The 15,641-nt window shown below is 74.5% G+C and carries 12 protein-coding genes; all 12 read right to left on the bottom strand.

The window, feature by feature from the left end:
• Positions 1-310: 310 nt before the first annotated feature.
• Positions 311-1,687 carry an RDD family protein gene (locus KJP73_RS17325; protein WP_213284126.1) on the bottom strand — a complete coding sequence of 459 codons (1,377 nt, stop codon included), beginning with the start codon at positions 1,685-1,687 and terminating at the stop codon, positions 311-313.
• A 58-nt stretch (positions 1,688-1,745) separates the two neighbouring features.
• Entirely contained in the window at positions 1,746-2,750 is a 1,005-nt protein-coding gene (locus KJP73_RS17320) for a polyprenyl synthetase family protein (RefSeq protein WP_213284125.1), read from the bottom strand.
• A gap of 89 nt (positions 2,751-2,839) precedes the next feature.
• Complete coding sequence (nuoN, locus tag KJP73_RS17315; RefSeq protein ID WP_213284124.1) at positions 2,840-4,615, bottom strand: NADH-quinone oxidoreductase subunit NuoN; 1,776 nt, start codon at positions 4,613-4,615, stop codon at positions 2,840-2,842.
• On the bottom strand, positions 4,612-6,204 hold the full coding sequence (locus tag KJP73_RS17310) for an NADH-quinone oxidoreductase subunit M (RefSeq protein WP_213284123.1): 1,593 nt from the start codon (positions 6,202-6,204) through the stop codon (positions 4,612-4,614). The genes nuoN and KJP73_RS17310 overlap by 4 nt, the downstream gene beginning before the upstream one ends.
• Before the next feature lie 10 nt (positions 6,205-6,214).
• Positions 6,215-8,128 (bottom strand): NADH-quinone oxidoreductase subunit L, encoded by a 1,914-nt coding sequence (nuoL, locus tag KJP73_RS17305; RefSeq protein ID WP_213284128.1) that lies wholly within the window; start codon positions 8,126-8,128, stop codon positions 6,215-6,217.
• 16 nt (positions 8,129-8,144) lie between these two features.
• Positions 8,145-8,444 (bottom strand): NADH-quinone oxidoreductase subunit NuoK, encoded by a 300-nt coding sequence (gene nuoK, locus KJP73_RS17300; RefSeq protein ID WP_213284122.1) that lies wholly within the window; start codon positions 8,442-8,444, stop codon positions 8,145-8,147.
• Complete coding sequence (locus tag KJP73_RS17295; RefSeq protein WP_213284121.1) at positions 8,441-9,364, bottom strand: NADH-quinone oxidoreductase subunit J; 924 nt, start codon at positions 9,362-9,364, stop codon at positions 8,441-8,443. The genes nuoK and KJP73_RS17295 overlap by 4 nt, the downstream gene beginning before the upstream one ends.
• Complete coding sequence (gene nuoI, locus KJP73_RS17290) at positions 9,361-10,110, bottom strand: NADH-quinone oxidoreductase subunit NuoI (RefSeq protein ID WP_433995181.1); 750 nt, start codon at positions 10,108-10,110, stop codon at positions 9,361-9,363. The genes KJP73_RS17295 and nuoI overlap by 4 nt, the downstream gene beginning before the upstream one ends.
• Positions 10,103-11,488, bottom strand: coding sequence for an NADH-quinone oxidoreductase subunit NuoH (gene nuoH, locus KJP73_RS17285; RefSeq protein WP_213284120.1), 1,386 nt, complete (start codon positions 11,486-11,488; stop codon positions 10,103-10,105). The genes nuoI and nuoH overlap by 8 nt, the downstream gene beginning before the upstream one ends.
• Positions 11,485-14,106: an NADH-quinone oxidoreductase subunit G gene (locus tag KJP73_RS17280; protein ID WP_213284119.1), complete on the bottom strand. Its 2,622-nt coding sequence runs from the start codon at positions 14,104-14,106 to the stop codon at positions 11,485-11,487. Before KJP73_RS17280 ends, nuoH begins: the two co-directional genes overlap by 4 nt.
• A complete protein-coding gene (gene nuoF / locus KJP73_RS17275; protein ID WP_213284118.1) occupies positions 14,103-15,452 on the bottom strand; it encodes an NADH-quinone oxidoreductase subunit NuoF in 1,350 nt (449 codons plus the stop codon). The genes KJP73_RS17280 and nuoF overlap by 4 nt, the downstream gene beginning before the upstream one ends.
• On the bottom strand, positions 15,452-15,641 hold a 190-nt coding region (locus KJP73_RS17270), incomplete at its 5' end, for a hypothetical protein (RefSeq protein WP_433995180.1). The genes nuoF and KJP73_RS17270, both read right to left, overlap by 1 nt.

The following is a 15,641-nucleotide window of genomic DNA, read 5'->3' as shown; positions in this document are numbered from 1 at the left end:
GCGCTGGGGCTGGGGGGCGCTGGCTGTGTGGGGCAGGGTCTGCGCCCGGTAGCCGGGACTGCGCCCGCTCCAGGAGGCGCAGTCTCGTGGGCCGGGCGCAGTCCGATCGACGGGCGGACCCCGGCGGGCGCCGTCTGGCGTGCCCGACGGCGTGCACCCGGCGGCGACCCGCTGTCGTGCCGCGGGGCCTCCGCCGGGTCTGCCCCCGGTAGCCAGGTCTGCGCCCGGTAGCCGGGTCTGCGCCCGTTCCAGGAGGCGCAGTCCCGCGGGCCGGGCGCAGTCTCGCGGGCCGGGCTGGCGGTGCGGGCGGTCAGGCCTGCTCGACGGTCACCCGGCGGCGGCCGAGGACGAGGGTCCAGCCGGCGGCGACGCGGGCCGGCCGGCCCGGCGGGAGCGACCACGGCTTCCCGGCGGGGTCGAGCAGCACGGTGCCGTTCGTGGATCCGCGGTCGAGGACGTCGAGGCCGCTGTCGGCCGGCCAGAACGCCAGGTGGGTGGAGGACACCGACTGCTCCGGGTCGTCGATCGTCACGAGGTGCGCCCACGTCTCCGCACCGGCGACGGGGCGCCGTCCGACGAGGCCGGGGCCGCTGAGCACGACGCGCTCGCCGGTGTCGAGGACGAGCGCGAGCACCGTCGCCGGTCCCGCCGCCTCGGGTCCCGCGGCCCAGCGTCCGACGTGCGTGTGCTCGAGCTCCCCGAGCCCGGGCACCGTCGGGATCGTCGAGTCCGGGAGGTCGTCCGGGGCGTCGCGCACCGGCGGGGCCGCAGGGGGTGCGTCGGTTCCGGCCGGCGGCGCCGCGACCCCGGTGGGCACCGGCCCGGTCGGCACCGGCCTGGTCGGCACCGGCCTGGTCGGCACCGGCTCGCCCGCGACCGCCGCAGGCTCCGGCACGGCACGCTCCGGCACGGCACGCTCGGGCACGGCACGCTCGGGCATGGCGCGCTCCGGCACGGCCCGCTCCGGCACCACCCGCCCCGGGACGGCCGCCGGCGCTGCAGCGTCAGGCGCAGCACGCTCCGCCACGGCGGCGTCCCGCACGGGCCGCGCGCGGAGCACGAGCGTCCCGGCCGCCTTGTCGTGCCAGCCGCGCTGCTCCGGGCCCTCGTCCCACGCGCCCGAACCCGCGACGACGTAGACCCCGACCCCGGCGACGAGCGTGCCCAGCGCCTGCACGACGTGCCGCACGAGCACCGCCCACAGCCCCGCGGGCCGTCCGGTGCGGACGGACACGGTGCGGATGCCGAGCAGCGCGCTCCCGACCGTCCGCCCGCCGACGGCCTCGGCGATCCACTGGCCCGCGCCGAGCAGCAGGAGCAGCAGCCCGGGGACCAGCAGCGCCCCCACGGAGCCGTCCCGCAGCGCGGGCAGCACCGCGAGCGTGGCTCCCCCGCCGACGACCACCGCGAGCACCTGGTCGACCAGGAGGGCCACGAGCCGGCGCCACACGGGCGCGACGGCCTCGTCCACGTCGGCCCCGAGCGACCAGCCGGCGTCGGGCACGGTCGCGGCGGCGGGGACCGGACGCCCCGGGGCGCCCGCGGGCACCGCGACTCCCGGTGCGCCCGCGGGCACCGCCGCGGCGCCCGCCCCGACCCGCGCCCCGCACGTCCCGCAGAACGCCGCACCGGGCTCCAGCGCCGCCCCGCACGCACCGCAGCGCGCGCTCTCCACGACCGTGCTCACAGCTCCCCCTCGGAGCCGCGGGTCGCCGCCGTCCCGGCCGCGGTCCCGCGGCGGTGGCTCAGGACGCGCGGTTGACCAGCGCGTCGGCGAACGAGACGAACGAGTCCTTGACCGGCCCGTCGGGCAGCGGCGCGAGCAGGTCGACCGCCTCCGACACCAGCGTCAGGGCCCGCTCGCGGGTCTCGTGGACGACCGGGTGGGCGCTGAGCGCCGTGACGACCTCGGCCAGCACCAGGTCGTCGGAGAGGTCCCCGTCGAGGCGCGCGACGAGCGCCACGTCGTCCGGGTCGCCCTCGGCGGCGGCGCGCTCGCGCAGCAGGAGCACCGGCATGGTCGGCACGCCCTCGCGCAGGTCGGTGCCGGGGGTCTTGCCTGACACGACGCCCTCGGACGCGAGGTCCAGCACGTCGTCGGCGAGCTGGAACGCGACGCCGATCCGCTCGCCGAACGCGGCGACGGTCTCGACGACGTCCGGCGCGCAGCCGCCGTACATCGCGCCGAGGCGCGCGGACGTGGCGATGAGCGAGGCGGTCTTGTCCGCCAACACCTGGAGATAGTGCTGCACCGGGTCGCCGTCGTCGCCGGGGCCGATGGACTCGTGCAGCTGGCCGAGGCACAGCCGCTCGAAGGTCCCGGCCTGGATGAGCACGGCCTCCGGCCCGAGGTGCGCGACGGTGGTGGACGCACGCGCGAACAGCAGGTCCCCGACGAGGATCGCGACGTTGTTGCCCCACACGGCGTGCGCGGCGGGCGCCCCGCGGCGCATCGGCGCGGAGTCCATCACGTCGTCGTGGTACAGCGAGGCCAGGTGCGTGAGCTCCACGACGACCGCGGCGTCCAGCACCTCGTCGCGCGCGCCGTCGCCGAGCTCCGCCGCCAGCAGCGTGAGCAGGGGGCGCAGCCGCTTGCCGCCGGCGTTCGAGAGGTGGTGCGCGACGTCGTCCACGAGCGGGTCGGCGTACTCGACGGCGGAGCGCAGGCGCTCCTCGACGCGGTCGAGGCGTCCCGCGATGCGCTCGGCGAGCACGGGGTCGGCGAGCGGCAGGGTGGTCGGGGATGTCACGGGACGAACCTATCTGGCCCGACGGGCCGGAGCAGAACCGACGCGACCGCCGCCCGCCCCTGCGTGGGGGGCGGGCGGCGGCCGTCCGGTCACGGGAGGAGCTGGGCCACGCCGCCGATCGCGTCGAGCACCGGGCCCGGGAACACGCCGAGCGCGACGGTGAGCAGCGCGCAGACGGCGATCGCCACGACGGCGAAGCCCTGGGAGGTGACCACGACCGCGGCGGGGCGCTCGGCGTCGTCGGTGCCGTCGTCCGTCCGCGGGCCACCGCCCGGGCTGGTGAAGAACATCAGCACGATGATCCGGACGTAGAAGAACGCCGCCGCCGCCGAGGCGAGCACGCCGACCACCGCGAGCGGCCAGGCACCGCCCTCGACGGCCGCCGTGAACACCGCGAACTTGCCGGTGAATCCGGCGGTCAGCGGGATGCCCGCGAACGACAGCAGGAACAGCGCGAACGTCGCGGCGAGCGCCGGGTTCGTGCGGCCGAGACCGGCCCACTGCGACAGGTGCGTGGCCTCGCCGAGGACCGGGCCCGCCGGCTCGACCGGGTCGTGGCCGGTACCGGGCGCCGCGGCCGGGGTCCCGTCGCCGGAGGCGGTGCCCGCGACGTCGACGGTGCTGCCGACGGCGCCGCCGGTCACCGCCGGAGAGGCGCCGGACCGGCCCGCACCGACGAGCGCGGGCTCCCGCGCGGTCGCGGACCGGACGGCACCGCGCTCCCGCACGAGGGACACGATCCCGAACGCCCCGACGGTCGCGGCTCCGTACGCCAGCAGGTAGAACAGCACCGCCGTGATCCCCGACTGCTCCAGGGCCACGACGCCGGTGAGCACGAAGCCGGCGTGCGCGATGGACGAGTACGCGAGCACCCGCTTGATGTCGGTCTGCACGAGGGCGACGACCGTGCCGACGACCATCGTGGCGATCGCCACGGTCCACATCATCGGCTCGAGGTCCCACCGCAGGTCCGGCAGCACCACGTAGAACACCCGCAGCAGCGCGCCGAACGCGGCGACCTTGGTGCAGGCGGCCATGAAGCCGGTGATCGGGGTGGGCGCGCCCTGGTACACGTCAGGCGTCCACGAGTGGAACGGCACCGCGCCGACCTTGAACAGCAGGCCGACGAGCACCAGCAGCGCGCCGGCGAGCAGCAGCCCGTCCATGCCGGTGACGGTGCGGACCGCGTCGGCGATCTCGGCGTACCGGAGCGACCCGGCGAACCCGTACAGCAGGGCGATGCCGAACAGCAGCAGCGCGGACGCGAACGACCCGAGCAGGAAGTACTTCATCGACGCCTCCTGGCTGAGCAGGCGGCGCCGGCGCGACAGGCCGGTCAGCAGGTACAGCGGGAGGGAGAGCACCTCGAGCGCGATGAACAGCGTCAGCAGGTCCCCGGTCGCGGGGAAGATCAGCATGCCGCCGGTGGCGAACAGGACGAGGGGGAAGACCTCGGTCTGCTGGAGCCCGGCGACGCGCGCGGCCTCCTCGTAGCCGGAGCCCGGCACGGCGGCGCCCTGGGGCGCGAACGCGTCCTCACCGGTCTCGGTGCGGTCGGCGATCACGAGGACCGCCAGCAGCGCGAGCAACGCGGTGGTGCCCTGGAGCACGAGCGTCGGGCCGTCGACCAGCAGCGACCCGCCGAGCACGTCGGTCCCGCCGGTGTCGGCGACGTCGTCCCACAGGGCCGCGACGGCGACGACGGCCCCGGCGAGGGCGAGGAGGGTCAGGGTCAGCTGCACGGGCCGGCGGAACCGGCGGGGCACGAGCGCCTCGACCAGCACGCCGACCACCGCGGCGCCGAGCACCAGGAGGACGGGCGTGAGCTGGGCCCACGCGATGTCGGGCACCGTGAACGCGCTCACTGCTCGCTCCCCTCGTCGTCGCCGGCGACGGCGATCGGGACGTCCTGCGCCGGGGCGTCGGTCACGCCGACCTGCCCGACGGTCTGCACGGCCGGCTCGTCGACCAGCCGCAGGGCCGGTGCCGGGTAGAAGCCGAGCACCAGCATGATGGCGATCAGCGGGCCGACGACCCACCGCTCGCGCCCGCCGAGGTCGCGGGTGGCGGCGAGGTCCGGGCGCACCGGCCCGGTGAAGACCCGCTGGTAGGTCCACAGCACGTAGACCGCGGCGAGCACCACGGCGACGACGGCGACCACCGCGGCCGGCCGGTTGCTCGCGAACGTGCCGACGACGACCAGGAACTCCGACACGAACGTCGACAGCCCCGGCAGGGACAGCGCCGACAGGCCGGTGACCAGGAACGTGCCGGCGAGCACCGGGGTGACCTTCTGCAGGCCGCCGAAGTCCTCGATCCGCGCGGACCCGCGCCGGGCGGCGAGGAAGCCGACCAGCAGGAACAGGGCGCCCGTGGAGAGGCCGTGGTTGACCATGTAGAAGGACGAGCCGGCGACCGAGGTCGACGTGAAGGCGAAGATGCCCAGCACGATGAACCCGAAGTGCGACACCGACGTGTACGCCACCAGCCGGAACAGGTTCTGCTGGCCGATCGCCAGCAGCGCCCCGTAGAAGATCGACACGACGGCGAGCGCGATCACCACCGGGGCGGCCCAGCGCGACGCGTCGGGGAACAGCGGCAGGCAGAGGGTGAGCATCCCGAAGGTGCCGACCTTGTCCAGCACGCCGACCAGCAGCGTCGAGGTCCCCGCGGGTGCCTGCTCGGCGGCGTCGGGCAGCCAGGTGTGCACCGGGAACATCGGCGCCTTCACCGCGAACGCGACGAAGAACGCGACGAACAGCCACCGCTCCGTCCCGGCCGGCAGGTCGAGCCCCGTGAGGTTCTCCGTGAGGAAGCCCTGCTCCCCGCCCGGGCCCTGCAGGTACAGGCCGATCACGCCGGCCAGCATGATGAGCCCGCCGGCGAGCGAGAACAGCAGGAACTTCACGGCGGCGTACCGCCGCTGCGGGCCGCCGAACGCGCCGATCATGAAGTAGACCGGGATGAGCATCGCCTCGAACAGCACGTAGAACAGGAACACGTCACGGGCGGCGAACACGGCCACCATGAACGAGGTGAGCACGAGGACCAGCGCCAGGTAGTGCCGCAGGCGGTCGGTCGGCACGGTGTCGCTGCCCTGCTCCCGCCACGCCGCGAGGACCACGACCGGCACGAGCAGGACGGACAGCAGCACGAGCGCGAGGCCGACGCCGTCGACGCCGACCGCGTAGGAGACGCCGAGCTGCGGGATCCAGCCGTGCGTCTCGGACAGCTGGTGCACGGCCGCCGCGCCGGTGTCGAACGCGAGCAGCGCGCACACGCCGAGGGCCAGCTCGACCAGGGAGGCCCCGAGCGCGATCGGCCGGGACAGCCGGCGCGCGCCGCCGGGCAGCGCCCAGAGCACGAGCGCGCCGACCAGCGGCCACACGATCAGGAGGGTCAGCCACGGCACGTCGGCGGACAGCGCCGTGGTCGCGAGAGCGGGAGAACTCATCAACTTCCCCTCAGATCCGAGGTGCCAGGACGACGGCGGCGAGCACGACCAGGCCGAGCAGCATCGTGGCGGCGTACTGGCGGGCGTAGCCCGTCTGCACCTTCCGCACGAGCTCCCCGATCCCGACCGTCAGGCGGCCGAGGCCCGTGAACGCCCCGTCGACCGCGGTGCGGTCGCCGTACACGAGCGAGCGGGTCAGGTGCCGGCCGGGCTCGACCAGCACCGCGTCGTTCACGGCGTCCTGGTACAGGTCGACGCGCGCGGCGCGGGTGAGCGCGGAGCCGGTGGGCGCGGTCTCGGGGACCGGCAGCGACGCGTACTGCCGCCAGGCGAGCGCCAGGCCGGCCGCGACGAGCACGAGCGTGGCGACCTGGATGACCGGGACCGGCAGCACCGGCTCGTGGTGCTCGGCGTGCCCGGTCACCGGCTCCAGCCAGGTGGTGAAGCCGCCGCCGAGCTGGAGCACGAACCCCAGGGCGACGGAGCCGACGGCCAGCACGATCATCGGGACGGTCATGAGCGCCGGGGACTCGTGCGGGTGCGGCTCGTGGCCGGCCTCGTCGGTGGTCCAGCGCTTCTGCCCGTGGAACGTCATGAAGAACAGGCGCGACATGTAGAACGCGGTGATCCCGGCGCCGATCAGCGCGACCGCGCCGAACAGCCAGGCCCGCCACTCCCCGCCGGCCTCCGGCACGACGAACGCGGACTCGATGATCTTGTCCTTGCTCCAGAAGCCGGAGAACGGCGGGACGCCCAGGATCGCGAGCCAGCCGGCCCCGAACGTCACCCAGGTGATGACCATGTACTTCCGAAGGCCGCCGAACCGGCGCATGTCGGTCTGGTCGTCCATCCCGTGCATGACCGAGCCGGCGCCGAGGAACATCCCGGCCTTGAAGAAGCCGTGCGTGACGAGGTGGAAGATCGCGAACGCGTACCCGACGGGGCCGAGGCCGGCCGCGAGCACCATGTAGCCGATCTGCGACATGGTCGAGGCGGCGAGCGCCTTCTTGATGTCGTCCTTCGCGGAGCCGATCACCGCACCCATGAGCAGCGTGATCGCGCCGATGATCGTCACGACGAGCTGGGCGGTCGGCGCCCCCTCGAACACCGGGGCGGACCGCACGATGAGGTAGACGCCGGCGGTGACCATCGTCGCGGCGTGGATGAGCGCGGACACCGGTGTGGGGCCGGCCATCGCGTCGCCGAGCCAGGACTGCAGCGGGAACTGCGCCGACTTGCCGCAGGCGGCGAGCAGCAGCATGAGGCCCATCGCGGTGAGCGTCGCGGTCGAGGCGAGCCCGCCCTCGACGCCCGCGGCCACGGAGTCGAAGTCCACCGCGCCGAAGGTCGCGAACATGAGCATCAGCGCGACCAGCAGGCCGACGTCACCGATCCGGTTGGCGACGAACGCCTTCTTCGCGGCCACCGCGTACGGGGTGTGGTGGTTCCAGAACCCGATCAGCAGGTACGACGCGAGGCCGACGCCCTCCCACCCGACGAACAGCAGCAGGTAGGAGTCGGCGAGGACCAGGATCAGCATCGCCGCGATGAACAGGTTGAGGTACGCGAAGAACCGGCGGCGGGCCGCGTCGTGCGCCATGTAGGCGACCGCGTAGACGTGGATGAGCGTGCCCACGAAGGTCACGAGCAGCACGAACGTCAGGGACAGCGGGTCGACGCGCAGCCCGGCGGCCAGGTCGAACCGGCCCGCGGAGATCCAGTCGAACAGGTGCACGTCCAGCACGCGCTCCTCGGCCGGCCGCCCCACGAGGTCGGCGAGCAGCAGCGCGCCCACGACGAAGGACGCGGCGGACGCCAGGACGCCGAGCCAGTGCCCCCAGCGGTCGGAGCGCCGCCCGAGCAGCAGCAGCACCGCCGCGCTCGCGAGCGGCACCGCCACCAGGAGCGGGGCGAGGGAGTTCAGATCGGACACGGTCCCCTCAGCTCTTCAGCAGGTTGATGTCGTCGACGGAGGCCGACTTCCGCGTGCGGAAGATCGACACGATGATCGCCAGGCCGACGACCACCTCCGCCGCGGCGACGACCATGACGAAGAAGGCCATGACCTGGCCCGTCAGGTCGCCGTGCAGCCGCGCGAAGGTGACCAGCGCGAGGTTCGTCGCGTTGAGCATGAGCTCGACGCCCATGAAGACGATGATCGCGTTCCGGCGCAGCAGCACCGTCGCGGCGCCGAGCGTGAACAGGATCGCGGACAGCACCAGGTAGTTCGTCAGCGTCACGGCTGGGTCTCCGTCCGGGTCGAGCCCGAGCCGAGCTGGATGTCGGTCTGGGGCCCGGTGGTCATGCCGGGGGGTGCGGCGGGCGGGCGGGGCTCGTCCTCGGCCGCGCCCAGCAGGGCGTCGGGGTCGGCGTCGGGCACCGCGGCGGCGTCGCCGCGCTCCGCGAGCACGGCGGTCACCGCGCGGCGGTAGGTGTCGGCGCGGTACTCCGCGGTCCCGGCCTCCTGGCCGCGGATGCGCAGCACGCGCGGCACGGAGTCCTCGATCGGGTTGCCCTGCGGGTCGAGCGCCGGCACGTCCATCGCGTTGTGCCGGGCGTAGACGCCGGGCGCGGGCAGCGGGGTCAGTCGCGACCCGGCGGCGACGCGGGCGGCCGCGCGCTCGGGCTGCTTGACGACGGGCCGCAGCCGCTGCCGGTGCGTGAGCACCAGGGCGCCGAGCGCCGCGGTCACCAGCAGGGCGCCGACGACCTCCAGGCCGAACACGTGCTGGCCGAAGATGATCCGCGCGACGCCGACCGGGTTGGTGTCGGCGTTGGCCGCGGACAGCCCCACCGCGTCGGGGTACACCGCGCGGCTCACGACGCCGACGAGCACGACGCCCAGCCCCAGGGCGGCGATCCAGCCGATCCAGCGCTGCCCGCGGATGGTCTCGACGAGCGAGTCGGACGCGTCGACGCCGACGAGCATCAGCACGAACAGGAACAGCATCATCACGGCGCCGGTGTAGACGACCACCTGGACGACGCCGAGGAACGGCGCCTCCTGCGCGACGTACAGGAACGCGAGCGAGATCATCACCGTGATCACGCACAGCGCCGCGTGCACGGCCTTGCGGGTGAACAGCAGGCCCGTGGCCGCGAGCACCATGATCGGCGCGAGGACCCAGAACAGGACCGACTCGGCGGTGGACGGGGTCATCGGCCCTCCTGCCCGGTGGGAGCGGCGGGCGCGACCGCCCGGGCGCGGGCGGCCTCGAGCGTCTCGTCCTCGGGGCGGTGCTCGGCGACCCAGTCGACCTGCGCGGGCGTCGGCGCGGTGACCTCGCCCGTGTAGTACTCGGTGTCCGTCGTGCCCTCGACCATGGGGTGCGGCGCGGCGAGCATGCCCGCGGCGAGCGGGGCGAGCAGGTCCTGCTTCTCGAAGATCAGGCCCTCGCGGGTCGGGCCCGCCAGCTCGAACTCGTTGGTCATCGTGAGCGCGCGCGTCGGGCACGCCTCGATGCACAGGCCGCAGAAGATGCAGCGCAGGTAGTTGATCTGGTAGACGCGGCCGTACCGCTCCCCCGGCGAGAACTGCTCGTCCGCGGTGTTGTCGGCGGCCTCGACGTAGATCGCGTCCGCCGGGCACGCCCAGGCGCACAGCTCGCAGCCGATGCACTTCTCGAGCCCGTCGGGGTACCGGTTGAGCTGGTGCCGCCCGTGGAACCGCGGCTTCACGGGCGCGGTCTCGAACGGGTACTGCTCGGTGACCGTCCGGCTGAAGAAGTTCTTCAGCGTGACGCCGAACCCCGCGGCGGGCGCGAGGGCCTCCGCCGCGGCGCTGCGCTTCGGGATGAGCGACCGGTACGGGCGCGGGGCCGGGGTGCCGACCTCGCGGCCGCCGGTGCGGTCGACCTGGTCGTGGCCCGCGGCGGGGCGCACGGACTTGTCGGGCGTGTCAGCCACGCGGCACCTCCTGGGTGGGGGACCCGGGCGCGTCGCCCTGGTCCGGGTCGCCGGCGGCGGGACCGCCGACGAGTGCGGGGGACGCGGGCTCCTGCGCCTGCCGCCGCAGCGCGCGCGGCGACGGGGGCAGGGCCTGGCCCGGCAGGGGCGGGACGGGGAAGCCGTCGGCGAAGGCGTCGAACGGCTCGTCGGCGCGGCTCCGCTCCGGCTCGGGCTTCTTCTCGGGGATGAGGAAGGACAGCAGCACCGCGAGGACGATGACGCCGGCGAGCACGAACATCAGCGTCCGCAGGTCCATGTCGCCGAACTGCCGCACGCCCTGGACGACCGCGACGCACACCAGCCACACGAGCGCGGCCGGGATGAGCACCTTCCAGCCGAACTTCATGAACTGGTCGTACCGGAACCGCAGCAGGGTGCCGCGGATCCACACGAACAGGAACATGAACAGCCAGACCTTGGCGACGAACCACAGCAGGGGCCACCAGCCGGTGTTGAACATCCCGTCGTTGATCGCCGAGATCGGCCACGGTGCGCGCCAGCCGCCGAAGAACAGCGTGGTCGCCACGGCCGAGACGTTCAGCATGTTGATGTACTCGGCCAGGAAGAACCACGCGAACTTCATCGACGAGTACTCGGTCGTGTAGCCGCCGACCAGCTCGCCCTCGGCCTCCGGGAGGTCGAACGGGAGCCGGTTGGTCTCGCCGACCATCGAGATGACGTAGATGACGAACGCCGGGGCCAGCGGCAGCGCCCACCACCAGGTCGACTGCGACGCCACGATCTCGGACGTCGACATCGAGCCGGCGAGGATGAACACGCTCACCAGGGACAGGCCCATCGCGAGCTCGTAGGAGATGACCTGCGCGGTGGAGCGGACGGCGCCGAGCAGCGGGTAGGTCGAGTTCGACGACCAGCCGCCGAGGACGATGCCGTACACGCCGACCGACGCGCACGCGAGGATGTAGAGGATCGCGACCGGGAAGTCCGTGAGCTGCAGCGGCGTGACGACCCCGAAGATGCTCACCTCCGGTCCGAACGGGATGACCGCGTACGTCAGCAGCGAGCAGAACACCGCGATGAACGGCGCGACGATGTAGACGAGCTTGTCCGCCGCCTTGACGGTGACGTCCTCCTTGAGCAGGAGCTTCATCGCGTCGGCGAGGGACTGGAACAGGCCGAACGGGCCGTGCACGTTCGGGCCGGGACGCAGCTGCATCCGCCCGACGACGCGGCGCTCGAACCAGATGGCGATGAGGACGCTGGTCAGCAGGAACACGAGGATCCCGACGGCCTTGAGCACCCAGACCCAGAACACGTCCTCGCTGAAGTCCGCGGCGCCGCCGGTCGCGGCGGCGGCGTGCAGCACGGCGGTCATGCGGGGACCTCCTCGGTGGTGGCGGTGCCGGCGGGCGCGACCCGGACCAGGTCCCCGGGCAGCGCGCGCAGCGCGTCCCGGACCTGGCTCGCACCGGAGGCGGTCGGCAGCCACACCACGTGGTCGGCCATCGGCGTCACCACGGCGGGCAGCGTGATCGACCCGGCGTCGGAGGTCACCGTCACGTCGGCGCCGTCGAGCACCCCCGCCGCGGCGGCGGTCGCGGCGGACAGCCGGGCGACGGGCCGCTTGGCGGTGCCGGCCAGGAACGGCTCGCCGTCCTGCAGCCGGCCCGAGTCGAGCAGCAGGTGCCAGGTCGCGAGCACGGCGTGCCCGGGGGCGACCGCGGGCGGCTCGGCGTGCGGCACGGCCGGGGCGGGCACGCGGGCGCCGTCCCAGTCGCCGCGCAGCGCCTCGGCGTCCGCGTGCACCTCGGCGATGGTGCGCAGCCCGAGGGTCACGCCGAGCTCGTCGGCGAGCGCGTCCAGCACGCGGTGGTCCGGCATGGCCGTCGACGTCAGCGCCTGCGGGAACGGCCGCGGGCGGCCCTCCCAGGTGACGAACGTGCCGGGCCGCTCCACGGGCGGGGCGACGGGCAGGACCACGTCGGCGAGCGCCGTGACCTCCGACTCCCGCACCTCGAGCGACACCACGAACCCGGCGGCGGCCAGGGCGGCCCGCGCGGCGGCGGGGTCCGGCAGGTCGCGCACGTCCACGCCGCCGACGACCAGGCCCCCGAGGGTGCCGTCGGCCGCGGCCGCGAGGATCGCGCTCGTGTCCCGGCCGGCGTCGGCCGGGAGGTGCTCGACGCCCCAGGCGGCGGCGACGTCCACCCGCGCCTCGGGGTCGGCGACCGGGCGGCCGCCCGGGAGCAGGGTGGGCAGGGCGCCGGCCTCGACGCCGCCGCGCTCGCCCGCGCGGCGCGGGATCCAGGCGAGCCGGGCGCCGGTGCGCTCGGCCAGGCGCAGGGCGGCGGACAGGCCGCCCGGCACCGCGCCGAGCCGCTCGCCGACCAGGATCAGCGCGCCGGCGGCGCCCAGGGCGGCCGCCGTGTCGGCGAGGTCGCCGGTGCCGATCGCGTCCAGGACCTCGGGCTCGGTGCCCGGGGCGGCGCTCAGCAGCGTGCCGTCCAGCCGCTCGAGCCCGCGCGACGCGAGCGGGGCGACCGCCACGACCTTCGTCCGGCCCGCGACGACGCCCTTGCGCAGGCGCAGGAACACGACGCCCGCCTCCTCCTCGGCCTCCAGGCCGACGAGCAGCACCGTGGGCGCGGCCTCCAGGTCGCGGAACGTGACGCCGAGCCCGGTGCCCGCGACGGCGTGCCCGAGGAACGCGAGCTCCTCGTCCGAGTGCGGGCGGGCGCGCAGGTCGACGTCGTTCGTGCCGAGCACCACGCGGGCGAACTTCCCGTAGGCGTAGGCGTCCTCGACGGTCAGGCGGCCGCCGGGCAGCACGCCCACCCCGCCGGCCGCGCGGGCCCGCTCCAGGCCGTGCGCCGCGACCTCCAGGGCCTCGGCCCAGGACGCGGGGTGCAGCTCGCCGCGGGAGCCGTCGGCCGCGCGGTCCCGCACCAGCGGGGTCGTGACGCGGTCGGCCGCGGACTGCCAGGTGAAGGCGAACCGGTCCTTGTCGGTCACCCACTCCTCGTTGACCTCCGGGTCGTCGCCCGCGAGGCGGCGCAGGACGACCCCGCGCCGGTGGTCGACCCGGATCGCCGAGCCGGACGAGTCGTGCTCGCTCACGCCGGGCGTCGACACCAGGTCGAACGGGCGGGCGCGGAACCGGTACGCCGCGCCGGTCAGCGCGCCGACCGGGCAGATCTGCACCGTGTTGCCGGAGAAGTACGACGCGAACGGGCTGCCCGACTCGTCGTCCTCGCTCGGGCCGACGGGGATGTCCGCACCGAGCAGCACGGGCTCCGAGAACGACAGCCGGTCGGCGTCCTCCGCCGTGCCGTCGTCGGCGCCCGCGAACCCGAGGACGTCGGCGTCGAACCGCCCGATCTGCTGCATCGCCCCGCGCTTCTGCAGGTCGATGAACGGGTCCCCGGCGATCTCGCGGGAGAACCGGGTGCAGCGCTGGCACAGGATGCACCGCTCGCGGTCCAGCAGGATCTCGGTGGAGATCGCGATCGGCTTCGGGAACGTGCGCTTCACGTCGACGAACCGGGAGGTGCTGCGGCCGTTCGACATCGCCTGGTTCTGCAGGGGGCACTCGCCGCCCTTGTCGCAGACCGGGCAGTCGAGCGGGTGGTTGATGAGCAGCAGCTCCATCACGCCGTGCTGTGCCTTGTCCGCCTCGGCGGAGGTGCGCTGCGTCCGGACGTCCATGCCGGGGGTCGCGGTGAGGGTGCACGAGGCCTGCGGCTTCGGCATCTTCGCGACCTTGCCCTCGCGGCCCGGCGCCCAGACCTCGACCAGGCACTGCCGGCACGCGCCCGCCGGGGCGAGCAGCGGGTGGTCGCAGAACCGGGGGATCTGGATGCCGAGCTGCTCGGCGGCGCGGATGACCAGGGTGCCCTTCGGCACCGTCGTCTCGATGCCGTCGATGGTGAAGGTGACGCCGTCCGGCTTGGGCTCGGGGGCCGCAGCAGGGGGCTTCGGTGCGGTGACGGTCATGCGTGGGCTCCCGCGAGCTGGCCCGCGCCGGAGCGGCGGGGCGTGTAGGGGAAGAGGGCCGAGCGCTCCGGCGGGAACAGCACGTCCGCCGGGGTGTGCGTCCCGGCCTCGAACTCCTCCCGGAAGTACTGGATCGCCGAGGTGATCGGGCTGGTCGCGCCGTCCCCGAGGGCGCAGAACGCCTTGCCGAGGATGTTGTCGCACAGGTCGAGCAGGAGGTCGATGTCGCCCGGCGTGCCCTGCCCCGCCTCGAGCCGGCCCATCACCTGGGTCAGCCAGAACGTGCCCTCGCGGCAGGGGGTGCACTTGCCGCAGGACTCGTGCTTGTAGAACTGCGTCCACCGCGACACGGCCTTGACCACGGACACGGTCTCGTCGAACACCTGCAGGGCGCGGGTGCCGAGCATCGACCCGGCGGCCCCGACCTCCTCGTAGGTGAGCGGCACGTCGAGGTGCTCCGCGGTGAAGATCGGCGTGGACGAGCCGCCGGGGGTCCAGAACTTCAGCTCGTGGCCCTCGCGGACCCCGCCGGCCATCTCGAGCAGCTCCCGCATGGTGATGCCGAGCGGCGCCTCGTACTGGCCGGGGCGTGCGACGTGGCCGGACAGCGAGAACAGGCCGTGGCCCGGGGACCGGTCGGTGCCCATCGTGCGGAACCAGTCGGACCCGCCGACCAGGATCCCGGGGACCGAGGCGATCGACTCGACGTTGTTCACGACGGTCGGGCGCGCGTACAGGCCGGCGACCGCGGGGAACGGCGGCTTGAGGCGCGGCTGGCCGCGCTTGCCCTCGAGCGAGTCGAGCAGCGCGGTCTCCTCGCCGCAGATGTACGCGCCGGCGCCGGCGTGCACGGTGACGTCCAGGTCGTACCCGCTGCCCAGGACGTTCTTCCCGAGGTAGCCCTGGGCGTAGGCCTCCTCGACCGCCTTGAGCAGCCGGCGGTAGACGTGCACGACCTCGCCGCGCAGGTAGATGAAGGCGTGGTGGCAGCCGATGGCGTACGACGTGATCGCCACGCCCTCGACGAGCACCTGCGGGTCCGCGAGCATCAGCGGGATGTCCTTGCAGGTGCCCGGCTCGGACTCGTCGGCGTTGACCACGAGGTAGCGGGGCCCGCCGTCGGGCGCCGGCAGGAAGCCCCACTTCATGCCGGTCGGGAACCCGGCGCCGCCGCGGCCGCGCAGGCCCGCGTCCTTGACGGTCGTCACCACGTCGGCGGCGTCCATCGTCAGGGCCTTGCGCAGGCCCGCGTACCCGCCGTGCGCCTCGTACGTCGCCAGCGTCCAGGGGCGCTCGGCGTCCCAGCGGTCGCTGAGCACCGGGGTGAGGGTCGTCGCGTCGGCCATCAGGACTCCTTCGGCGTCTCGGACGGGGTGCCGGCCGGCTCGCTCGTGTCGTCGGCCCGCTGCTCCGCCTTCTCCTGCTCGGCGGTGCGGTCGGCCGCGCCGGCCGCGGGGCGGTCGACGCTGGACTGCGGGGCGCCCGGCTGGGGGGCGGAGGCGCCGGGGGCCGTCCCGGCGCCTCCGCCCCCCAGC

Source organism: Cellulomonas hominis (assembly GCF_901521055.1).
GTDB lineage: Bacteria > Actinomycetota > Actinomycetes > Actinomycetales > Cellulomonadaceae > Cellulomonas > Cellulomonas endometrii.
This window is presented reverse-complemented; position numbering and strand designations above follow the sequence as displayed.